The sequence below is a fragment of the Paenibacillus sp. FSL P4-0127 genome (assembly GCF_038007325.1).
Lineage (GTDB): Bacteria > Bacillota > Bacilli > Paenibacillales > Paenibacillaceae > Fontibacillus > Fontibacillus macerans.
Window position 1 is genome coordinate 235,138 of the sequence record NZ_JBBOWY010000001.1, and the last position, 23,150, is coordinate 258,287.

The following is a 23,150-nucleotide window of genomic DNA, read 5'->3' on the forward strand; positions in this document are numbered from 1 at the left end:
AAAAACCACCGGGAATAGGTTGCCCTCAAGGTCTTTAAATCATTCGTCAAATTTATTGAGCCAATACATCGGCTTTTGTGTACTAGACATGGATTTAAGTAAATCTAATGTTTCTTTCTTTTTCACCTTAAGTGCATCTTTTAGCTTTTCGGGAGCTATGTCTCGTATATCTTCCAACATTCAGCATTCTTCAAACATTTCAATTATTTCCTTGTTCGCATCATTTTGTTTTAGAAGTTGTGCCACATAAGGACGGTATAGATATGCATATGCATATGCATATGCATATGCATCTTCAAATGTTAATGCCCCTTCAAGTAAGGAATCAAGCATACCAAGATTTAATATACATAAAAATTTTTGAATCTCATCTGAATGCTTCAATTGAATTTGTAAATTCAATGTACCACTCCTTTATTTGGGCATTTGACTTGACGAGTTACTCCACCCGTTTTTCACCTTGACATTATAAACTTGACCTAATTGGCTTTGGAAGTAGTGGATTGAGATTTTTTTACCATTTGCATTCATTCCATCCTTGTAAATTTTGTGCCAAGTACCGAATTCTATAGCTCGTAGTTCCTTAAGTAATTCTGTATTGTTGACCTTATTCTTCACAGTTCCGTTTCTAGCAGCTGAAAAACCTTGTGGGTAGAGAGGAGCATCCTTAATTGATTTATATACATATTTGTAACGCACAATTATGAACCCAAATACCAAGGTTAGAGACAAAGTAAGTCTAACGGTTGTATCCGTCGCTATTTTGCGAAAAAAGACCCTTTCGAAATTTTAACGGTTGTGAGCGTTGTTATCTGCTCTAATCTGAGCCCAAATAGCCGATTTTTAGCTAAATAGGCGCCATGGCAACCGTTAGAATTTGAAAAAGGCGTTATTGGAGCAAATAGCGGCTGTGGCAACCGTTAAAATGGGCCTTAATGCAATTCGACGAAATAAGGTTATTTCGGTCCGTTAGCCCGTCCCACGTACTCTGATCTCTTGTCCAATCCGATTCCCTTTTCCTGTATCCCGTGCCTTATTTATATATCGGAAGTAGGAATCTGGAATGAGAGAGGAATCTGCAAAACATATAGTTCTTTATGCCCAACCGGAGACACCGTGCCGCAAATAAAAACCCCTCCTTGGAAAAACACTTCTCCAATTGAGGGGTTATGCACGTTTTCGGAATTTGTTCTATTATTAAGGGCTAAGCTTCCTTAGGTTTCACCATGCGCGTGAATACTTTGATCACCTCGCTCAGCAGCAGCGGGATAAGCGCCAGCCCAATGACGATGGCCCAATCCGCAAAACTCAGATTCTGCACTTTGAAGGCCGCGGCCAAAAACGGAACCGTGATGGAAACGAACTGTAAAAACAAACCCGCGAGGACCGCCCCGACCAACAGCTTGTTGGAGAACAGGCCAACGGTAAAAATCGACTTCGTGGCGCTGCGTTTCGAAAAAGAGTAAAACAGCTGCGAAGCCGCCAAAACGACAAACGCCATCGTCCGCGCATAGGTCATCGCGTCTGCGGGAATATTTTCAGACCTTAGTCCATAGCCGTATTCGCGTAGGCCCACGTAAAAAGCAACCAGCGTCAGCGCCCCGATCAGCAGGCCGCCGATCACGGCCCGTACCGCGGCGCCGCCGGCGAAGAAGCCCTCCTTCGGATCCCGCGGCTTGCGTTTCATCACATCTTCTTCGCCCGGATCAACCCCGAGCGCGATCGCCGGCAGCGTGTCCGTCACCAGATTGATCCAGAGAAGCTGAGTGGCCAACAGTGGCAAAGGCCAGAAAAAGACGATCGACGCCAAAATCGCTACGACTTCCCCAAAGTTGCAGGCCAATAAAAACGTCACCGTTTTGCGGATGTTGGCATAAATATTCCGGCCTTGCCGGATCGCATGGACGATCGTCGTAAAGTTATCGTCGGTCAGGATCATATCGGCGGCGCCCTTCGATACGTCGGTACCGGTAATGCCCATGGCCACCCCGATATCGGCGGTTTTCAAGGACGGCGCGTCATTCACCCCGTCCCCCGTCATCGAGACGATATTTCCCTGGGCCTTATACGCTTTGACGATCTTGACCTTGTGCTCGGGGGACACGCGGGCGAACACGCGGATATTGGGGATTTGCCGGGCAAATGCTTCGTCCGTCATCTCGTCAATATCCGCGCCCGTCATGCTCTGCTCCAGGGAACTGGCGATCTCCAACTCCTTGGCGCTGGCGACCGCGGTATTTCGGTGATCGCCCGTGATCATCACCGGCGTAATCCCGGCCATTTTCGCCTCCCTTATCGAGTCCTTTACCTCGGTGCGCGGCGGATCGATCATTCCCACAAAGCCGAGGATCGTCAAATCCTGTTCCATTTCCTCCGGCGGCAGTGGGCGGTCGGTGTCCTTATAGGCTGCGCCAAGCACCCTTAGCGCGTCGTCCGACATTTTTTCGGCCGCCTGCAAGTATTGGCCTTTCAGTTCCTCGGTCAGCGGCACCACTTCCCCCTTGACGACGGCCGAAACCGAAATCCGCAGGAGCTGGTCGATCGCCCCTTTCGTATGGACGCGGTAGCCCTCCCGGGTCTGATTTAAGGTGGACATCAGCTTGCGGTCGGAATCGAAGGGCTTTTCGTTTACCCTTTTATATTCCGCTTCCAGCGAACGCTTCTGAATATTATACTGTTCGCCGTAGGCAACCAGGGCGATTTCCGTGGGATCGCCGGTTCCCTGGCCGTTCTCGTAGGTAGCGTCAGAGCAGAGGACGAAGGTTTTGATCATCTCCAAAGGCGGTTCTTCATTTAAGGGGGCGGCGGTAAAATACTCGACCACCGTCATTTTATTTTGCGTCAGCGTTCCCGTTTTGTCCGAGCAGATGATGTTCACGGAACCTAACGTTTCGACCGCAGGCAGTTTCTTTACGATCGCGTTAATCCGCGACATGCGGGTAACGCCAAGCGCAAGCACGATCGCCACGATGGCCGGAAGCCCTTCCGGAATCGCCGCCACCGCCAGGCTGATCGCGGTAAGAAACAATTCGAACAGGTCGCGTCCTTGGATCAGCCCGATCACGAAAATCAGCACGCAGATGCCGATGGCGATGTAACCGAGTATTTTGCCGAGCTCTTCCAGCTTTTTTTGCAAGGGCGTGAACTCCCGGGTGTCTTCGTCGAGAATTTTGGCGATTTTACCCATCTCCGTGTCCATGGCCGTCGACACGACAACTCCTTCGCCGCGCCCGTAGGTGACCAGCGTCGACATGAACGCCATATTGGTCAGATCGCCGACCGGCATCTTCGGGTCCTCGTGGATGTCGTCGGCGTTTTTATCCGCCGGCACGGATTCCCCGGTCAAAGCCGATTCCTCGATCTGCAGGTTGGCGCTCGCCAGCAGGCGCAGATCAGCCGGAATGTAGCGCCCGGCATCGAGGATGACGATGTCCCCGGGCACAACCTCCCCGGAGTCGATTTCCTTCACCTCGCCGTCGCGGCGGACGAGCGATTTGGGCGTCGTCATCCGCTGCAGCGCTTCGATTGCTTTCTCCGCCTTTTGCTCCTGGATCACGCCGATGACCGCGTTCAGGAGCACGACGGCCAGGATGATCACTGCATCCATGTATTCCCCGACAAACAAGGTCACTACGGCAGCACCCAGTAAAACGTAAATGAGCATATCTTTGAGCTGGGCCAAAAAGAGAGACAACATGCTTTTTTTCGGTTTGCCCTTCAGCTTGTTCGGTCCGTACTTGCTTAACCGGGCTTTGGCTTCCGCGCTTGTCAAGCCCGGCGCCGGGTCGGCCTGCAGCTCCCGCAGCACGGCTTCCCGGGATTTTGTATGCCACATCGGCAGCACCTCTTATTCAGGATATATTCAAAATGGACCCTACCCCATTATTGTAAACCTGTTCCATCCATAATTATGAGTACGCACATGAAATTGAATGAATCACGCCACAATTTTGCCATGATTTAAAAGCGCGCCATTTGCCAGCATCAAGATGAAAAAAAACCGGCGCTATGCTACAATACTTGAATGTGTTAACGGGAATTTATTTAGGAGGGTATTTCAATCACCATGCTGATTATAGGTATCGCCGGCGGAACCGGCTCCGGTAAAACCACGGTGGCCCGCTCGGTTATAGAGCAGCTTGATACGGATAAAGTGACATTCATCTCGCAGGATAATTACTATAAAGATCAAACCCATCTGACGATGTCCGAACGGGAAAAGACCAACTACGACCACCCTTTCGCCTTCGACAATGAACTGCTTGTGGAGCATCTCACCCTTCTGAAAAACGGACAAGCCGCTTACGCGCCGGTGTACGATTTCACGATCCATACCCGGTCCGACAGAACGATCATGCTGCAGCCCAACAATATCGTTATCGTCGAGGGACTGTTCGTGCTGTATGACGAGAAGCTGCGGGGCCTGCTCGACATTAAAGTGTTCGTGGACACCGATTCCGACGTCCGCATCCTCCGCCGCGTGTTGCGGGATATCGAGGAACGCGGCCGCTCGATCCATTCCATCCACCAGCAGTACCTCGCCACTGTAAAGCCGATGCATGAAGCCTTCATCGAGCCGTCCAAAAAATACGCCGACCTCATCATCCCCGAAGGCGGGCATAACGAAGTCGGCATCCAAATGCTGGCGATCCTGACCGAAAAATATTTATCCGGAGGCGCCCGGTAAACCCGGGCCGCCTCTTCTTTTTGCGGGAGGCGCCGGCTTTATGGCCGGGACATTTTGCCATATGATAAAATGGCATTAATAATGGGGAGAGGACGGGATGTTTCGTGCGGGGAAAAACTTTGCTGCTTGATCACATCAAATCGCATTTGCTGTTTTACCTGACGGCCGTCGGGTTCCTGGCGGTTGCCAACATCACGTATTCGTATTTCCCGAAAGTGCTGGGAGAGTTTACCGATAACCTGCAAACCGGCAATCTGACGAGAAACGGCGTCGTTTACCACGCCTCGATTCTCGCCTTGATCGCGCTCGTTTACGGAGGCTGCTTCGGAATCGGCCAATACATTAACCATCGCCTCGGCCGCATCTTCGAATTCCGCGCCCGCCAGCAGTTGTTCGGGCACTTTACCCGCTTAAGCGAATCCTTCTTTTCCAAAAACGGCATCGGCAAGCTGCTGAGCTACGTGATGAATGACGTCACCGGCGTGCGAGAGTCGATCGCTAACGGATTAAATCAAATGACCAATGCGTCGGTTTTGCTGATTTCCGTCATCGTGATGATGGCGGTGAGCGATATTCCGGCGCTTTTGATCGTGGTCAGCATTTTGCCGCTCATCGCCATCCCGTTCCTGGTCGTCCGCATCGGCCCGTTGATTCGCGACCGCTCGCGGAAGGTGCAGGAGTCGCTGGCGGCCATGACCGAGTCGGCGGAAGAGCAGTTTGAGGGCGTCAAAGTGACCAAAAGCTTCGCCGCCGAAGACACCGCCTACCGCCGGTTCGGCGAAACCGTCGACCGGATCTTAGGCAATCAGCTGTCTCTGGTCCGCATCACCTCGTTGTTTCAGGTGCTGCTGCCGTTCACCGGCGCGATGGCGATGGCCATCGCCATCGCCTACGGCGGCATGCTGGTGACGCGCGGGGAACTGTCGCTTGGCAATTTCGTGGCGCTGACGCTGTATTTGCGCATGATCATGAATCCGCTGCGCTTGATCGGCAACGTCATCAATGCGATGCAGCGCTCCAGGGCTTCGCTGGACCGGTTGAACCGACTGCTTGCCGTGAAGCCGGACATCCGCGAAGCCGAAAGTGCGCTGCAGCTCGAAGACCGGCCGCTGAGCATCGAAATCCGGAATTTAACCTTTTCGTATCCCGAAGCGGCCAGACCGTCGCTTACGGACATCCGTCTCCGCTTGAAGCCGGGCCAGACCTTAGGCATCGTCGGCCGGACGGGCAGCGGCAAAACGACGCTCGTCAAGCTGCTGCTGCGGATTTACGATCCGCCGCGGGGCACGGTGTTGATCGGCGGCGACGACGTCCTCGACTTGTCGCTGGAGAGCCTGCGCTCGGAGATCGCCTACGTACCGCAGGACGGCTTCCTGTTCAGCACGACGATCCGCGACAACATCGCCTTTTTCGACCGGGATTCAGAGCTGAAAAAAGTCGTGGAAGCGTCAAAGCTCGCCGACCTGTACGACAACATCGCCGCCTTCCCCGACAAGTTCGAAACTAAGCTGGGGGAACGCGGGCTGACCTTGTCGGGCGGACAACGCCAGCGCACCAGCCTGGCGCGGGGGCTGATCAAGGACGCCCCGATCCTGCTGCTGGACGACAGCGTCAGCGCGGTGGACGCCGTAACCGAGACGAAAATCCTGACCAATCTGCGCTTGGCGCGCGAAGGCAAAACGACGGTGATCATCGCCCATCGCATCAGCGCCGTTAAACACGCCGACCATATCCTCGTGCTTGAGGATGGCCGGATCGCCGAGCAGGGCACGCACGACCAATTGCTGAATGCCGGCGGGTTATACGCCGCGCTGCACGCCATTCAGGAAGGAGGGGAAAGCGATGCCGGCTAAAACCATGGAACAAAGTCCGAAAAAATACGAGCTATCCCCGGAAAACCGGCGCAAGGCGTTCGCCGCCCTTTTCGCTTACGCCAAACCTCACCGCAAGGCGTTCCTTGGCGTGTTCGCCTTTGCGTTCCTGGCGATCGCCGCCGACCTCCTGCAGCCGGTGCTGATCAAATACGCCATCGACGAAAAGGTGTTGTTCGGAGCACACGGAGCTGGTATCCTGTTAACGCTTGCAATCACGTATTTGCTGTTGGAGGCTATCAGCGGCATATTTTCTTATTTCCAGGCCAATATGCTGCAGCGCGCCGGCCAGAGCATCGTTGCCCGCTTGCGCAAGGATTTGTTCCGCCACATCACCGGACAGTCTATGTCCTTCTTCGACCGCAGCTCCGCGGGAGGGCTTGTCACCAATGAGTCCAGCGATACGGAGACGATTAACCAGTTTTTCACCCAAGTGCTGTTAAGCCTCGTACGCGACGGGTTGTCGCTCATTTTGATCGTCGTCTTCATGTTCGCCCTGGACGCCCGCCTCGCCTTGTACTGCATGATCCTGTTTCCGATTATTACGGCCATTTCCCTGGCCTTCCGCAAATATTTGCGCACCTGCTACCAGCGGGCCCGCGCCCTGTTGTCCCGGCTGATCGCCTTCACTGCGGAAAATTTGACCGGCATGAGCCTGATTCAGTCCTTTCATCAGGAGAAGGAGCAGGCGTCGCGGTTTACGCAGCGGAACACCGTCTACCTGCAGGCCAACCTGCAGGAGGTGCGGGCTTCGGTGCTGTTCAACCGTTCCTTCGATATTTTGGGCAACCTGTCCGTCGCCTTTGTCGTGTGGATCGGCGGGATCGCGGTGCTGGGACAGCGCATCGAATTCGGCGTGCTTTACGCGTTCATCAGCTATATCCGCCAGTTTTTCCAGCCGATCAACGCCATCACGCAGCAGTGGAACACGCTGCAATCGACGATGGTATCGATGGACCGGCTGTGGCGCATCTTCTCGGTCGAGCCGGAGGTGCGTGATCCGGAGCCGGAGGATGCCGTGCCCGCCGACCTCGCCTCCGTTCGCGGCCGGATCGATTTCAACCGCATCCGGTTTTCGTACACCGCAGGCCAGGAAGTGCTGCACGGCCTGGAATTACATATCCGCGAGGGGGAGTTCATCGGCATCGTCGGCACGACCGGCGCGGGCAAAAGCTCGCTGGTCAACCTGTTGACCCGCTTCTATGATGTAAGCGAGGGAAGCGTCGAGATCGACGGCATCGACATCCGGCGCCTGCCGTTAGAGTCCCTGCACCGCATGGTCGGACTGGTCCAGCAGGACCCGTTCCTGTTCTCCGGTACCATCGTCGACAACGTCCGCCTGTTCCGGCAAGAGATCAGCCGCGAAGAGGTGATCGAGGCGTGCCAGCGGGTCGGCGCCCATCCGATGATCAAGCGGCTCAAAGACGGATACGATACGCTGCTGTCCAACCGGGGCAGCGGGCTGTCCGCCGGGGAGCGGCAGTTGATTTCTTTTGCCCGCATCCTTACGTTTAAGCCGAAGATCCTGATCCTGGACGAAGCGACCGCCAACCTCGATTCTCAAACGGAGCTGCTGATCCAAAACGCGCTGCACGTCGTTTCCGAGGGACGGACCACCCTGGTGATCGCCCACCGCCTGTCCACCGTCCAGCATGCCGACCGCATCATCGTCATCCAAAGCGGACGCATCGCGGAGCAGGGGACGCATGAACAGCTCCTGGCGCAAAGCGGCTATTACGCCGAGCTCATCCGCCACTCCCGGGGCGAACCGGGCGTGACGGCTTAAGCCGGCTCACGGCAGCCGATCTGGCGCACGGCCGGTGAACGCCAGGCACATGCCGAAGCTCAAAGCCGGTACTTTTGGCTGCCAAGGCCGGCTCACGGCCGATAATAATGGCGCTGCGCACCGAAATGCCCGCACACCCGCTAGGCGATTGCCATATGATACGGTAATACTAACGTCGGGTGGGTGACACAAAAATGATTTATACCGCGCTCGGGGATTCGATTACGTTCGGAGAAAATGCCACCTCTCCGGCCAAAGCCTATCCCCAGCTTGTCGTATCGTCGCTGAATGCCGCGAACTCCCGCAAGGTCAGCGGATTTGTGCTGGCCCGGCCGGGTTGGAGCAGCCATGAGCTGCTGGACGCCGTCTTATGGCGGGATTCGTCCATGATCAGTATGTCCGATGTCGTATCCGTATGGATCGGCGGGGTAGACCTGGCCAGCACGGCGATTTCTTCGCTATTGACCGGAAAGCTGCAGCCGGACGAACGGCTTTTGAGCTCTTATCGGGCAAATCTGAACGGAATTTTGCTTCAGATTCGCAATCTAAGCCAGGCAAACCTGGTATGCTGCACGCAGTACAACCCGTTTCCGAACAGCCCCGCCGCGGAGGAGTGGATCGGGCGGCTGAACCGGGTCATTAAAGAAACCGCAGTTCGGCACGGGGCCAGGGTCGCGCCTGCGCATCAGTGGTTCGAAGGCAGGCAAGCGGAGTTCATTGCCGGTTATAAAACGGGGAGACTTCAGGATGTGTTAAGCGGATCGCTGCCCATACATCCAAACGACCGCGGGCATCGGGCGATCGCCGCGGGTCTGGCCCCGTACATCCAGCCTGTCCCCAAGCCTGTAAAGCGCCACAGCGTGAAGCGTCATAGCATAAAGCGCCGCAAACGGTAATTGTAAGATTTGCATTTTACAACTATACAACGGGACACCTCTTCAAAAAAATATCCCCTTCCGGGTCTGCCTTTGCCGCACGGACTTATTGGCCACCCGACCGAAGGGGATTTTTTTCACATACTGCTCCATGGCGAACGATTATCTGGAAACTCGATCCTCGCTCACATCATTAAAAAATTTCAGCGAATACAACGCGCAAATTCCAACGATAACGTAAATGATCCGGGACAAAGCGGAATTTTGCCCGCCGAAAATGCCCGCCACCAGATCGTATTGGAACAGTCCCACCAACAGCCAGTTGATCCCGCCGATAATCAGCAGAGCCAGCGCAATAATATTCAATGTTTTCATGAACGGCAACTCCTTGTCAAAATCGTTTTTATTAACAAAATTCCCAAAATTCCCTGAAATTATGCAGCACTGGCAAACAAGAGAAATCAAGGAGCTTGTATGCATACTTAAAAACATCCCGGAGCACAATTAAGGGGGGAATGACAAATTTTGCTTGGAGGGAATTGAAACGATGAATAAGCTTGGCGCACATGAAGTTATGGAAGTCCACGAGATTTTAAGCAACGAAATCTCCGGATTGAATGCGATGATGCTTTACCGCCCTTACGTAAAAGACCAGCAGCTGCAAATGATGATGAATCATCAAATGCAAGCCTGTACCATGGATTACAATCAACTTGTACAGCTGGCGCAGCAAACGGGGGCATCTCAAGCCGTACCGGCCCGCGGCCAAAAAACGGTGGCGCACGCCAGCGGAGCGATGGCTACTTCCGGCGGGACCATGCCGACTGCGGGGGGAACAATGGGGACCCATGAAACCATGCCGAACTATGCAAGCTCTTCGTATCAACCGATGTATGGACTGCGTCAACCGGAAACGCAAACGCCGGCTCAAAGCACGGATCAACTCGACGATGCGGACGTAGCCCTGGCTCTCTTAAACTGCCATAAGCAGTCGGCCGCCTTAAAAATGAAAGCCGCGCTTGAAATGGCCAACCCTTCGCTGCGTCATTTTGTGCAAACCAGCGCCAATAGATGCGCGGACATGGCTTACGAATGTTTCCAATACGCCAACCAAAAAGGGTACTACCAGGTGCCTACGCTTCAGGAAAATACGACCGATACGTTCGTGCACGCCTACGGTACGGTTCCCCAGGGAACTCAGCAGCCGTCCGGCGGCATGTTTATGTAGAACGGGCGGCGGCCATCAAGGCACCCTTTGCGGTGTCTTGTTTTATGTTAAGGAAACAACACGGCCGTTCCCCGCTGCATAACAGGAAACGGCCGTGTCGCTCCGTAAATTACACTTGCTTAAACTCGATCCATCCGATCTGCAGCCCCGGCTTGGTGAATTCCAGCTTCAGCTCGTAAATTCCCGCTTCCAGCCCGATCTTCACCAGCTTTTGCCGAATCCAATTGCCGTCCGTTCCGTTCGTTTGCACCGTCGTTACGAGTTGACCGCCCAGCATAAGGTTGCAGGCGCTTTGGGCCAAATTGGTGTCCGCGTACATTAAGTTGACGATGATCCGGTATTGGCCGGCGCGGTCCACCTTGATGAAGGTCGATCCGTGAGCAGCCGGTTCAACCTGCGGGTTCACGGACAGATCCTGAACCTGCTCCGGAATCCGCTCCGAAACCAGCGCCGGATTCGCCTTGAAGTTATGAACGGTTTCCACGATCTCCTGTTTCCGCGAAAATACCGGCGCGTTCATCAGGAACCGGCAAATATTCATGGCGCAGCGCTGCAGTTCCCCTCGCGTCAATGACCCGTTCCCCAGCGATTCGATGGTGTTGTCGTCCATGGCGTTGACCTCCGCGCCGTAGTTGCTGACGACCATGTACAGATCGTTTTGCGCCCGCACCATAAAATTCGTATATTTCTTATCCGCCGGACCGCCGTTCGCCACATCGTTCATCATCGCCCACCAGTCCGTCATCACGATTCCCGTAAAGCCCCATTCTCCGCGAAGAATCGTCGTGTTCAGGTCGTAATTCGACGCCGCCCAATGCCCGTTCAGCGGATTGTACGCGGTCATGACCGAGCTGGCCCCGCCCCGCTTCACCGCCATTTCGAAGCCTTTGAGATACACCTCCCGGAGCGCGCGTTCGGAAACGACCGCATCGACCTTGCTGCGGTACTGCTCCTGGTTGTTGCAGGCGAAATGCTTGAGCGTCGCATGGGAGCCGCCTTTCTTAATGCCGGCGGTACAAGCCGTTGCAAAGATTCCGGTGAGCAGCGGGTCTTCGGAAAAATACTCGAAATTCCGCCCGTTCAGCGGGCTGCGCCGGATATTGAGGCCCGGTCCGAGCAGCGTGTCGATGTTGTTTCTCAGCAGCTCCTTGCCTTCCAGCACATACAGCTCTTCGACCAGCTCAGGATCCCAGGTCGCCGCAAGCAGGGTGCCGATCGCCACCTGGGTCGCCTTTTCCCCGGTATCCATGCGGATCCCGGACGGGCCGTCCGCCGTACATCCGATCGGGATGCCGAAGCGGAACAGGCTGTCGCTCACTCCCCCAAACGCCGAAGCCGTACCCGGGGTCACCAGCGGGCTGCTCATCCCTTCGCCGCGGACGATCGCGGCCAGGTCCTCGTCGCCAAGCTGGGCCACGAAGGTTTCCAGGCTGATTTTGCCGTCATGCACGTCCTTCAGTTTATAGCCGCGGTCCCCCGTTTGCTCGATCGTTTCGGGAAGCCTTTGTTCAATCCGGTTCGCTAAGGATACGGTTCGTTTCGGCACCTCCACGTAGGTGATTTCGTAAGATCCGTCTTCCTTGCGGGCCCCCGGCTTCATGCGGGTGAAATCTTCCGTCGGCGCCAGCGCTTCTTCCAGCTGCTCCACAACCCGCAGCTCCGGCACCTCGTACCCGTTTTGTCCGTCCACGCCGATCCTAACCGTATTTTTGACGCTGTTCCCTACATGAAAATAGTACATCCCGGCTTCAAGCACGTAAGCGGAACGGTGACCGGTATAGCCGCCGTCGTCGTAGGAAGCCAGGGCATTCACCGGGAAGCTTATGGTCAGCCGCTGCGATTCCCCCGGCTTCAGCTCCTGCGTTTTGGCGAAAGCCACGAGCGCTCTGGCCGGTTTGCCCAGCTGGCCTTGGGGCGCTTCAACATAAACCTGAACCACCTCTTTGCCGGGATAGGTTACGCCGATATTTTGCACGGTCACGCCGATTTCAAGCTGCTCCCCGCCATTTTTGACGACCCGCTTCGCCTCTTCCGGCTTGATGCCGAACTCCGTATAAGTCAATCCATAGCCGAATTCAAACCGCACCTTATCCGGGCAAAACGTCTCAAAATACCGGTACCCCACATAAATATCCTCCTGGTACAGGTTTTTGAATTCGTTGCCGTAGTTGCGGGTAGACGGGTAGTCCTCGATCGAATAGGCGATCGTATCGGTCAATTTGCCGCCCGGATGGACGTCCCCGGCCAGCACGTCGGCGATGGCGTTGCCGCCTTCCATCCCGCCGTGCCAGGCGTAAATGACGCAAGGGATCGGGTGCGCGTACGCTTCATCGTCGAGCCAGCTCATGTCGATGATATTGGAGACGTTCAGGACGACGATCGTCTGTTCAAAATGAGCCGTAACCCGCCGCAGCATCGCAATTTCATCGTCCGTCAACCGGTAGCTGCCGGGCGCGTCAGCGTTGTCCTGGTCTTCGCCGGCGGTGCGCCCGATCACCACGATCGCCTTGTCCGACTTGGCTCTCGCCGCGGCCACCAGCTCATCGGTGAGCGGCATTTCCTTCTGGTGCCAAGGTTCCGCGGCCCAGCCGCCTCCGCCGTTGTCGAACGGGTTTTGCGCGATCCACTTTTCATAAACGGACGCCAGCTCTTCATTCACCCGAATTTGCTTTTTGCTCCGCAGGCCGTCCAATAGATGGGTCGTGTAGGCCACGTTGACGCTGCCGCCCGAACCCGTGCCGCTGCGGTAATAGTTCACTTGAATTCTCCCGAAAATCGAAACGCTTTCGCCGCTTCGCAGCGGCAGCGCTTGTCCTTCATTTTTCAGCAGCACCGCGCCTTCAGCGGCCACCTTCCTGCTGAATTCCGCAAACCCTTCCAAAGGTACTCCCACTTTTGAACTCAATGCCTTCTCTCCCCACTTGTTTTTTAATCCAATTATTTATACCGTAACCGATTCGTTTTGAAATTTCCATGGCATTATTGCAGATAAAATAAACGGAACATTGAATATGCGGGCGAAAAAAAGAGCAGCGGCATCCATTGCTGACGCGCTGCCCTTACGGCACAAATCACTGACTAAAAACGATTAATCCCAATCCTTAAAATCCTCGTCCACGGAATACACTTTGCCCGTAACGGCATCGATGTCCACATCGGCTTCGCCTAGTTCGGTCTTCAGCTCGACTTCGTAAACGTACCGCCCGTCGTCGTAATCAAGCTCAACTTTGGTGACCGTAGCCCCGTTTACTTGCTTGACCGCGATTTCGGAAGCTTGATCGGAGGTGATTTTCGCCCCGGCAGGCAGCCCTTTATTCGATCCCGCAATATAGTCACGGTTGTCACGGTTGTCACGGTCGTCACGGTCATCATCATCGTCGTCATGTTCTCTATCCTTGACCGCCAATACTTTCCCCGTTACGGCGTCAACATGTACGTCCACATCACCGTAGGCCTGCTCGATTTCGATATCGTAGAATACTTTGCCCGATTTGCGCTTCAATTCCACATCCTCGACACGCCCGGCCTCGGCTTTTAATGCCGCGGCTTTCGCCTGCTCAATCGTGATGTAGGAACTTTTTCCCGACTGAGCCGCCGTTTTTGCGGTTGCCCCGGTTCCGGTATTTCCTGTGCTTTGGCCCGCCGCCCCCGCGCTGGCAAGCGCCGTGGTCGCCCCCAGCAGCAGCGCCGCGGACATGGCACCAACCCACATTTTTCGCTTCATCATCATAAAAATGCCTCCTTCTAATATTTCGCTTTCGCTTTGTGCCTGCCCAATTAGATTACCCTTCTCAAATGAGAAGCCGGAAAGAGAAACATTAGAATTTGCTGAGAAAATGAAGTGAAGCTTTGCGTCCATCAATCATCTGAATCGGTTTCATCATCATCCCAGGTTACCGTCCGGATCGCCCCGGAGATCGCCTGGACCTCCACCGTCGCCTCCCGGCCGTCCGCCAGGTCGATCTCCACCAAATAATAAGGCGTGCTGCCGTCCGCACCGCGCAGCTCTACATCGTCGACTTCTCCAGGAATCTCGGCAAGGGCAAGCTTTGCGGCTTCGTCTTCCGTCAGCAGCCGGCTTTTTGTGCCCTCTTTCCGCCCTGGAGAAGAAATCGTGCGGGAAACCAGCGTTTCCCCCGTATAAGGGTCAAGCGTCATTTCCCGGCTGGTGCCGTTCTGCTGGACAATTACCGCCTGATAAGCCTGCTTGCCCTCCAGTTCAACAAGCTCCAGCTTGGCGATTTCCCCGTCGATGCGCGATTGCAAATCCGCTTTAACCTGCTCCCGGCTCAGCAGCGTTTTCCGCTCCGTATCCGCTGCCGCTTCGATCCGCTCGATCGAATTCACCTTGCCTGAACCGGCGTCGACGGCAACCTGATACAATCCTGATTCAGAGCGGAGCCGCAGTTTATATTGACCGTCCTCAAGAACGGATTGTTCGATTTTGCCGGGATATTGCTCCAGCACGGCTTGTTCGGCATCCTGCGCGGTCAACGCCGGTTCACCGCTCTTCCAGGGCTGCCAGACCATGAGCAGTACGGCAGCAGCCGCAAGCACAACGATCCCCGCCATCCAAAATCTCAGCCCAAACCGCAGCTTCATCTCCCATCACCTTTCATCATTGCCGCTCCCCCCAGTATATCCGGTGAAAATGAGAATTCCATGAGAACTATTCACCGGCCTGCTCCTTGCGAAAAATCACGGAGGCGGTTGTCCCTTGCCCTACTTGGCTGTCCAGCTTAATCCGCACTCCGAGGGCCCCGGCGATCTCCTTGGCCAGCGCCAGCCCCAGTCCAAAACCGCCCTCTCCGGACCGCCTCGTTCTTGCCGGGTCCAGCCGATAGAAGCGGTCGAATACTTTGTTCAGCTCCTCCCGGGGGATTCCGACCCCCCGGTCCTCCACCGTGATCCACCCCTCACGCTCATCCGCCCCAACGCGCACGGCAATGCCGGTTTCACTGTATTTACGCGCATTGTCGAGCAAAATGAACAACAGCTGCCTTAGCATGCCCGCATCCGTATTTTGCCAAATAGGTCCTTCGGCGAATAATGATACATCCCGCTTATAGGCATTGCGAAAAGCACGGACCGATTCTTCCGCCGCCCCGGCCAGATCAACGCGCTCCACTTTCAATTGCCAGTGCTCGGGTCCCCTGGCCAGCATCAGCAGCTGTTCCGTCATTTCGCGCATGCGGAGCGATTCGGACAAGATGGCTTCGACCGCCTCGTCAAAGATTTCCGGGCGCTCCCGGCCGCGCCGCCGCAGCAGGCTCGCATAGCTCTCGATGATCGTCAGCGGCGTCTTCAGCTCATGGGAAGCGTCGGAAACGAAGCGCTCCTGGCGCTCAAAGTTGGCTTCAAGCATGTCGATCATCCCGTTAAATGTCTCTTCCATCTCCTTCAGCTCGTCTCTGGACGAACCGCTCTGGCTCAGCCGCTTGAACCGGCCGCTGCGCATAATCTCCTTCATCGTTCCGATCATCGAGGAGACCGGCGTCATCATCCGGTTCGCCAAAATCCGGCTGGACACCAAAGCAGGGATCAACGCGATGAGGGTTACCGCGACGAGCACCGTGCGCAGCACCGCAAGACGGCCCTCCGTGTCGGCAATCGATTCCATGACCTGAACGTTGACGACTTCACCGTCGGGCCAGATTACCGGGACCGAAACCCAAACATAACCGGTCCGTCCGACGTCTATGCGCCGTGTCTTCCGCTCCTCCTCGAAGGCATACTTGAGCTTGCTCAGTTGCTGCTCGGAGGAGGTGGTTACCGGAGGCGTGCTTGTGCCGTCGCTCTTTACGATCCTCAGCATTCCGTTCAGCGGAGCGTACGCCCGCAGGAGATCGTCCGGCGGAATCAAGCCCGCCGACTGCCGCACGCCTTTGACGATCGCCTCCGCTTCCGCTTCGACCCGCTTGATTTCATGGCCGACCGACATACGCTCGAACAAAATATACACCGACAAATTTACCACGATCAGCAGCACGGCGAACAGAGCGGAGGTATATAAATAAATTTTGCTTCTCAGCTTCATGGCTGCTCCTTCAGGACATATCCGACCCCGCGGACCGTGTGGATCAGTTCCTGCGCCCGGCCGCGGTCGATCTTTTTGCGGACATACCGGATATATACATCAACGATATTGGTATCGCCGTAATGATCGTATCCCCAGACCGCTTGTAAAATCTGCTCCCGGCTCAGCACCTGCCGCTTATGCTTGAGCAGAAACACCAGCAGGTCGTATTCGCGCGGCGTCAATTCCACCGGATCGCCGTCGCGGAGGACTTCCCGGGTTTGCTCGTTCAGCCTTAAACCGGCGGCGCCGAGCCACGCTTCTTCGGACGAAACTTCGACCTGAGGAGCCAAGCCCACCGTATTGCGCAAACGCAAAGCGGCGCGGATTCGGGCCAGCAGCTCCTCGATCCGGAACGGCTTGGTCACGTAATCGTTGGCCCCAAGATCGAGGCCGGAAACTTTGTCTTCGACCGAGCTCTTGGCCGTAAGCAAAATGACCGGGATCCGCTCGTCCGACTGACGTATGCGGCGGAGAACTTCAATGCCGCTTATCTCCGGGAGCATAATGTCGAGCAGGATCAGATCCCAATGGCCGCGACGGTAAGCTTCCAAGCCTTCGGTTCCGTTATTTGCCTTGCCTACGCGGTAGCCTTCGGACTCCAGTTCGATTTCAAGCAGGCGCGCAATTTTCACTTCATCTTCTATAACCAATATCGCTTCATTCATCCGCTTCCCTCCGCTGTTAATTACAAGCTTATTTTTCTATTATACAAAAGAGGCCATCCCTTAGGTCGGGTTGCTCCCTTGTCTTTGCAACTGTTATGATTACCTGCAATTGACAAACCAAAAACCGGCATGTAGGATAATACTTACAACGAAGAGTTAGTTATTTGACCAACTTACTGTGAAGGAGGGAAATAAACCTATGGCAAAACCCAATGTTGTGACCCGTGAGGAGCTTTTGCGGGCCGCCCAGGAATGCGTCGTACAAAAAGGGATTGAAAAAACGACGCTGAAGGCGGTCGCCGACCAGGCGAAGGTGAGCCAGGGAACCGTCTTTTATCATTTCCGGACGAAGGAACAGTTAATGATCGAGCTGGTGCAGAGCCTATGCGATTCCTCCTGGGAGTCTCTGCGGCAGAGCCATGCCAGCGTGGAAGAGGCGCTGCAATCGGCCAAGGAAAGGTGCGGGTACGACTCCACCTATCACCGGTTGTTTTTCGCTTCGCTGGCGGCCAGTCTGCATCTGGAGCCCAACCGCCGGCGGTTGGGCGAAATGATCCGCGAAGAAAACAAACACCTCGCCGGAATTCTTGAGGACCGCTGGGGAAGCTCTCCCGTGGAACAAATCTCGATGGACCAATGGGGCATGCTGATGAACGCGATCATTGACGGGCTGGCCGTGCAAGCTTTGCTGGACGAGGATTTTCCTAAAGAAAAAGCATTTGATGCGCTTCAGGCCATGTTCCATTTTATTTCTAAAGGAGTGAGCAAATGAAAACCGGAACAACAACCAGGACGGGGAACAAGGTTTTCCTGCTGTGGGGATTCCTCCTCTGGCTCGCGGCCACCCTTGTTTTTCACTTCTTCGGAGGCTTGTTGATCGATGTGGAGAAGCCGCTTATTACGGGGATTTGTTTCATTGCCGCGATCCCTTTGATTTGGGGATGTATGGCGCCATTGTATTCCATGGTTCGCCTTTCACCGCTGGAGCGCTTGGTCCCCGCCGCGTGCACGGCCTTGCCCGGGATGCTGCTTGACGTAGTATCGCTCCCCTTCCATCGCTTCGTTTTCCCGGGGATAAGCGACAGCAGCATGCCGTTGTTGGCAGCTTGGCTGCTTTGGGCCTACGCACTGATTATTCTAACGGGATTACGTACAAAAGGACACTCGGCGTGAGCCGGTGTCCTTTGACGAAAATATTCATTGTTCCTTAATGCTGACGGCATCCCTGCCGGCATTTGGCAAACTCCCAAGCTTGTTCGGAGCGCCCCCGTTCTTCTTAACGGCATACACCCCGTCTGCGAACGTGTAATATACGTAATCCCCCAACGCTTTGACGTTTCTGATCCGCAGCCAGCCGGAATCAAAATCGAGTTCCTCGGTGGCCAGCCGTTTTTTCGCGCCTGTCAAAACGTCGACCTTCCATAAGGATTGCGTCCACTTCAACTGATTTTCTTCGGTGTAATAAAGCGTTCCCCCGACCATGTCGAAAATCTGCATCCCGGGATCGTTCAGTTTGGCGACAGCCCTTTTGCCGGATCCGTCGAGGTTCATTTCGCGCAGCATTTTAGCGCGGTTGTCCAGATAATAGATTTTGTTGTTGAAGATCATTGAATCGTTTACATCGGCATCTCCGGACAGTTTCTTTTGATGGCTTCCGTCCATCCCCATGCGGTACAACGTCCAGCGTTTGTTTTCGTAATAGCCATAATAAATCCAATTATTGTAAACATAGCGGATGAAGCAATTCGCCTTGGACAGTTTCGTTTTTTTTCCGTTCTGCAGCTTGTAAATGGCATAATTGGCTTCGCCGTCGGTGAACCAAATAACATCGTTTTTGATATAGGCGTTGTCTTTCATTAAATAGCCCTTGCCGATCACATGGCGTGCGCCCGTATCATCGTCATAGCCGATCTTCACGATGTCGCCGTTCGGCCGATTGAAATAGAGATCCCCGTCCTGGCCCATCACGAGACCCAACTGCTCACTCTGGGGAAAATGGAAAGTTATCAGATTCCCGTTGAGATCGGTTCGGTAAAAATAATCATTATCCACCGTCCCCAAAAAATCCTTTATGTAAAAAAAGCGGCCATCCGTATATTCCACCCGATTCATTTCCTGCGACCGGATCTCCGAGGAAGGGCGGGTGTCAATATCGACTTTCTCGACCGTCCCGTCGCTGTACATATAGTACATCATTAATTTACCGGCATAGATGGCTTTGGGCTGCAAACTTTTCTTTAGAGATGCCAGCACATCGCCGGAAATGCTTTGTTCACTGTCGCTGATCACAATGATCCCGTCTTTAAAAAACAGCTTCTTCTGAAAAAGATCTTCGACCGCGTTCCGCAGCGGCAAATAAGTCGTGCCGTTCACCGCTTGGCCCGGAGCGCTCATGACGATCTTCCGGTCATTGATGTAGAGCGCCCGTTCACCGATACGCGTTTTGGCCGTCTGGCCGCCAGCCGTAATCGTGATGTCCCCTGTCTTTGCGTTAAACGACATTTTCGCCCCCACCTGATCCGCCAAAAAGCGTAATGGGACTAAAGCACTTCCTTTCTCCACAAAAGGGGCGACCCCGGAATTCATTCCATCGATTCGGGTCATTTGGCCCTTGACGTAAGCCTTGGAGCTATCGACCGATAAAACGATGGCATCGCTCAGCTCCGATTCGGGGCGGCCATCCGCTGCTTGGCCCGTTGTTCCGCCGGTCTCTTCCGCCGTATTATCGCTGCCCGTTTCCGTTACGATTAAGCCCCCCTCTTCCGCAGCCGGGATTTGCGCAGCCAGGGTTTGCGCTGCCGAGGTTTGCGCTGCCGCCGACAGGCCGCCGCTTATACAACCCAATAGCAAACTCATGATCACGATCGTTTTTTTGAACAACTTGCGTTTCCTCCCTTTTCAATCCATGCGTTCTGCAATCGGTTACACCTTCTTGGGGAAATGTCCATGTATAATTTCGAACATTGATCCACTTTTAAAGCGGTTGATTGCCAAAGTTAGGATACTATACGCTCCCATGAAATTCCATAGTTCTAATGGAGGTCTGAGGGAGCATTGAACTGCCTCTCTAACGTTGGTAGAATATACCTTTAAAGAGTATTTTCACTCACGAAGGAGAGGAATTAATGACATCCCAACAGCAGGCGGCCATGGCATCAATGGTGGGTTGGCTGGCACATGAAAACGAACTTGGCCGGGAACCCGGAAAAATCGAAATCGCCGGGGAATTTGATTTGCACGGCATGCACTACTACATGTTCAAGTACAAAAAGAACTTGCTCGGCAAGTGGCTCCTGGGCGTATGCGGAGGTTATGAAGATCCGTCCGACACCGAGCATTGCGGCCATATTTTCAGTGAAATGCAGCCCTATGATCCGGCCACGGCCGAGCAGGAAGCGATCGCCATGGTCGAAATGATCCGCGAGTACTGGATGAAGCGGGCGGCGGAACTGGAGGCCGCGGAAGCGCAGGCTCAGACTCAGACTCAGGCGGATGGCTCTGCCGGCAATGAAGAAGACGGGAAATCCTCCGGGATTTTTAACGGGTTCGTGCTGCTCAATACCCATGAATGCGACCTGGAGTTGATTAAGGCCAACCTGCTGCAGGATTGGAATATCGCCTACTCACGGGACGAGGATGAACAAGAACACCCCGGAGAAGAAAAGGAAAGCATCCTGGTTTTTGAAGCGGAGGGCTGCACCTTGGCCGTCAGCTTTGTCGACGCTCCCGTGCCGGACGGAGAAGCCGAGTTTCATGCCCAAGGCAACTATCTGTGGCGCGAGGCGGTGGAGGTGACCAAAACGCATGTGGCCCAAATCATCGTGGCTACATTTCCCCGCTCCGGCTCCTCGCTCGATAGCGGCAAAATGTACGCCAAACTGGCGGCAAGCTGCTTGAAGCTGCCGAACGCGGTTGGCATCTACATGTCCGGGACCGTTTTTCAGCCGGAGTTCTATGTGGAGTTGGCGGAAGTGATGAAGTCGGAGGACATCGTTCCTTTGCTTAATTTGATCCACTTCGGATTGGTCGGAAGCGAAGCGGGAGTCAGCGGTTACACGAACGGGCTGGCATCGTTCGGCAAGGATGAGATCGAAGTGCTGGACAGCCAGGCCTCGCCCGCCGAGCTGCGCGATTTCCTGATCGACATCGCCGGGTATGTGATCGACCGGGACGTCACGCTTAGGGACGGAGAAACGATCGGCTTTACGGCGGAGCAGAAGCTGCCGATAACCCGCTCCGAAGGCGTGTATGTCGAAGGCGACAGCCTGAAGATCCAATATTAACAGCGGTTGCTCAAGGCAGGGGGAAGGCCCCCTGCTTTTTTCATGGAAATGTGGGATCCTGCTTCGGGCCTAGGAGTGTGGTGCTGAATAGTTGCAAAAGATACATTTATTGATCGGAAAATGGAGCGGGGCGCTTGTTTAATTGCGAATCCTGCAACTAAATCCGCGCGATTCAAAAAACTGGTGCAGATATTGGGATGTTAGTTGCAGGAAATACAATTAAAGCATATGAACCCGCTTCTTCGTTGAAATCTAGTTGTATGTTTTGCAACTAATGGTCCGAGCCCCTGAGAAAACCTTCATATCCGCAGGCGTCGTTTTCTTATTTCTCCTTGCCGCGTTCGGAAGCGGACGTCCGCAGGGACCATAACCCGGAGATGGCCCGGTCCAGTCTATCGTTAATCAGGATCGACTCGGCGTATCGGGCCGGAATCGCTTCGTAGCCGTAGTGGATCCCGGCCAGTCCCCCGGCGATGGCGCCAATCGTATCGGAATCCCCGCCCAAATTGGCCGCCCGCTGCACTACTTCGCTAAAGTCCGCGCTATGCAGCAAAATATGGAGAACCCACCGGAACGTATGCACGACAAAACCGCTCGGCTCGCAGTCGGGGGCCGTTTCAAAAAGTCCTTCATATTCCGTCCCGGCCGTTTCGGCGAAGATGGCGGACCTTAAATCTTCACCGCGGAGCAGGCGGGCGGCAATCCGGTTATAGATCAGGCAGGCCTCGCCGCAGCGCGGATCGTAGTGCGTCATCTTCGACTGCATGAGCGTCACCCGCTCCATGTCGGCGCTGTCCCCGTAAGCCAAAGCTGCGGGCAGACAGCGCATCAGGGAACCGTTCCCGGCGCTTTGCCCCAGATCAGCGTGTGCGTAAAAAGCGGCCTCAAACCAGTTGCCCTCGTAACTTTCGAAGACGTGGCGGATAATATTGCCGATGTCCTTCGGCCTCGAATTGTACCATTCCAGGAACAGCCGCCCGATGGGCTCCATCGGCTCGGCCGGATTTTCCAGAATGCCTTCGGCCACACAAAGCGTCATCATCGTATCGTCGGTCACTTCCCCCGGCGCAAGCCGCCACACCCCGCCGCCGATGATCTCCCGCAAATAACCGTGCTGCGCCTTGATCTCCCGTTGACTCATAAACTCCGTCGTTCCGCCGAGCGCATCGCCCACGGCCACGCCGTACAACCCGCCTTTGATTTTGCTGTATAAAACTTCTTCGTTCACGGCAACTCCCCCGTTTTGTCCGAGTTTAGTCTGAAACTTTTCGCGATCGCAAACGTCAATCCAATGAAAGCATAAATTCTCAAATGAGGTGACACATGAAGACATTGGACGGTCTCTAGCTTCCCGTTAGGAGGTTAGAGAGCCCAAATGAGCAGAAGTGTGAAAAAATCACCGGTATGGACAGATCATACCACGCCCGGGACACGCTGGTCCAAACGCCAAGCCGGTAAAGCGGTGCGACGGTTTACAGGCGATATGCAAAACGGCGGATGGTACCGCAAACTGTACTGTTCCTGGGATATTTGCGATTACAAATTCTATAAGCCCCAACAAGAAGCGATACATGAATGGGAAAATTGCCGGTGGCTGCAGAGCCGTTCGCTTCCCCGAGCGGACGCCGTCAACGACTGGGAGAAGCACTACAAAAGAAAATAATGCAAGAAAGCGC

General features: G+C 54.7%; 19 protein-coding genes. 9 read left to right on the top strand and 10 right to left on the bottom strand.

The window, feature by feature from the left end; all coding sequences use genetic code 11:
* Positions 1-180 precede the first annotated feature (180 nt).
* Both NYE74_RS00865 and NYE74_RS00870 read right to left on the bottom strand, forming a co-directional pair.
* A complete protein-coding gene (locus tag NYE74_RS00865; RefSeq protein WP_036626805.1) occupies positions 181-402 on the bottom strand; it encodes a hypothetical protein in 222 nt (73 codons plus the stop codon).
* A gap of 802 nt (positions 403-1,204) precedes the next feature.
* Complete coding sequence (locus tag NYE74_RS00870) at positions 1,205-3,835, bottom strand: cation-translocating P-type ATPase (RefSeq protein WP_394373438.1); 2,631 nt, start codon at positions 3,833-3,835, stop codon at positions 1,205-1,207.
* Between the two features lie 231 nt (positions 3,836-4,066).
* On the opposite strand from NYE74_RS00870, the gene udk reads away from it, so the two are divergent.
* The 4 genes from udk to NYE74_RS00890 all read left to right on the top strand — a co-directional run bounded on the left by udk (position 4,067) and on the right by NYE74_RS00890 (position 9,240).
* Entirely contained in the window at positions 4,067-4,687 is a 621-nt protein-coding gene (udk, locus tag NYE74_RS00875; RefSeq protein WP_036626810.1) for a uridine kinase, read from the top strand.
* Positions 4,688-4,791: 104 nt separating this feature from the next.
* Complete coding sequence (locus tag NYE74_RS00880) at positions 4,792-6,540, top strand: ABC transporter ATP-binding protein (RefSeq protein ID WP_036626812.1); 1,749 nt, start codon at positions 4,792-4,794, stop codon at positions 6,538-6,540.
* Positions 6,530-8,344, top strand: coding sequence for an ABC transporter ATP-binding protein (locus NYE74_RS00885; RefSeq protein WP_051985769.1), 1,815 nt, complete (start codon positions 6,530-6,532; stop codon positions 8,342-8,344). Before NYE74_RS00880 ends, NYE74_RS00885 begins: the two co-directional genes overlap by 11 nt.
* 194 nt (positions 8,345-8,538) lie before the next feature.
* Positions 8,539-9,240, top strand: a complete 702-nt coding sequence (locus NYE74_RS00890) for an SGNH/GDSL hydrolase family protein (RefSeq protein ID WP_063836342.1) — start codon at positions 8,539-8,541, stop codon at positions 9,238-9,240.
* A gap of 141 nt (positions 9,241-9,381) precedes the next feature.
* Here the strand turns inward: NYE74_RS00890 and NYE74_RS00895 are convergent, their stop codons facing one another.
* Complete coding sequence (locus NYE74_RS00895; protein WP_036626814.1) at positions 9,382-9,594, bottom strand: DUF378 domain-containing protein; 213 nt, start codon at positions 9,592-9,594, stop codon at positions 9,382-9,384.
* Between the two features lie 172 nt (positions 9,595-9,766).
* Here NYE74_RS00895 and NYE74_RS00900 point away from each other — a divergent pair, with 172 nt between their 5' ends.
* On the top strand, positions 9,767-10,447 hold the full coding sequence (locus NYE74_RS00900; RefSeq protein ID WP_051985770.1) for a spore coat protein: 681 nt from the start codon (positions 9,767-9,769) through the stop codon (positions 10,445-10,447).
* Between the two features lie 109 nt (positions 10,448-10,556).
* Here NYE74_RS00900 and NYE74_RS00905 read toward each other — a convergent pair whose 3' ends face one another.
* From NYE74_RS00905 to NYE74_RS00925, 5 genes are all read right to left on the bottom strand, one after another.
* Positions 10,557-13,352: a glycoside hydrolase family 3 C-terminal domain-containing protein gene (locus NYE74_RS00905; protein WP_036626816.1), complete on the bottom strand. Its 2,796-nt coding sequence runs from the start codon at positions 13,350-13,352 to the stop codon at positions 10,557-10,559.
* A 183-nt stretch (positions 13,353-13,535) separates the two neighbouring features.
* Positions 13,536-14,174, bottom strand: coding sequence for a PepSY domain-containing protein (locus tag NYE74_RS00910; protein WP_164815222.1), 639 nt, complete (start codon positions 14,172-14,174; stop codon positions 13,536-13,538).
* A 131-nt stretch (positions 14,175-14,305) separates the two neighbouring features.
* A complete protein-coding gene (locus tag NYE74_RS00915; RefSeq protein ID WP_036626818.1) occupies positions 14,306-15,049 on the bottom strand; it encodes a PepSY domain-containing protein in 744 nt (247 codons plus the stop codon).
* A 67-nt stretch (positions 15,050-15,116) separates the two neighbouring features.
* Entirely contained in the window at positions 15,117-16,484 is a 1,368-nt protein-coding gene (locus NYE74_RS00920; protein ID WP_316560391.1) for a sensor histidine kinase, read from the bottom strand.
* Positions 16,481-17,191, bottom strand: coding sequence for a response regulator transcription factor (locus NYE74_RS00925; protein WP_316560390.1), 711 nt, complete (start codon positions 17,189-17,191; stop codon positions 16,481-16,483). Before NYE74_RS00925 ends, NYE74_RS00920 begins: the two co-directional genes overlap by 4 nt.
* Before the next feature lie 199 nt (positions 17,192-17,390).
* Between NYE74_RS00925 and NYE74_RS00930 the strand changes: the two genes are divergently transcribed.
* Together NYE74_RS00930 and NYE74_RS00935 are read left to right on the top strand one after the other, a co-directional pair.
* Positions 17,391-17,963 (top strand): TetR/AcrR family transcriptional regulator, encoded by a 573-nt coding sequence (locus tag NYE74_RS00930; protein ID WP_036626825.1) that lies wholly within the window; start codon positions 17,391-17,393, stop codon positions 17,961-17,963.
* Positions 17,960-18,364 carry a DUF5367 family protein gene (locus NYE74_RS00935; protein ID WP_316560389.1) on the top strand — a complete coding sequence of 135 codons (405 nt, stop codon included), beginning with the start codon at positions 17,960-17,962 and terminating at the stop codon, positions 18,362-18,364. Before NYE74_RS00930 ends, NYE74_RS00935 begins: the two co-directional genes overlap by 4 nt.
* A 24-nt stretch (positions 18,365-18,388) precedes the next feature.
* Here the strand turns inward: NYE74_RS00935 and NYE74_RS00940 are convergent, their stop codons facing one another.
* Positions 18,389-20,071, bottom strand: a complete 1,683-nt coding sequence (locus NYE74_RS00940) for a DUF5050 domain-containing protein (RefSeq protein WP_316560388.1) — start codon at positions 20,069-20,071, stop codon at positions 18,389-18,391.
* Positions 20,072-20,316: 245 nt separating this feature from the next.
* On the opposite strand from NYE74_RS00940, the gene NYE74_RS00945 reads away from it, so the two are divergent.
* Positions 20,317-21,474: a DUF4261 domain-containing protein gene (locus NYE74_RS00945; RefSeq protein WP_051985773.1), complete on the top strand. Its 1,158-nt coding sequence runs from the start codon at positions 20,317-20,319 to the stop codon at positions 21,472-21,474.
* A 322-nt stretch (positions 21,475-21,796) separates the two neighbouring features.
* Here the strand turns inward: NYE74_RS00945 and NYE74_RS00950 are convergent, their stop codons facing one another.
* Positions 21,797-22,702 carry an ADP-ribosylglycohydrolase family protein gene (locus NYE74_RS00950; RefSeq protein WP_036626828.1) on the bottom strand — a complete coding sequence of 302 codons (906 nt, stop codon included), beginning with the start codon at positions 22,700-22,702 and terminating at the stop codon, positions 21,797-21,799.
* A gap of 147 nt (positions 22,703-22,849) precedes the next feature.
* Here NYE74_RS00950 and NYE74_RS00955 point away from each other — a divergent pair, with 147 nt between their 5' ends.
* The gene (locus NYE74_RS00955) at positions 22,850-23,137 is read left to right on the top strand and encodes a hypothetical protein (protein WP_278738485.1); all 288 of its coding nucleotides are present in this window, start codon (positions 22,850-22,852) and stop codon (positions 23,135-23,137) included.
* Positions 23,138-23,150: the final 13 nt, after the last annotated feature.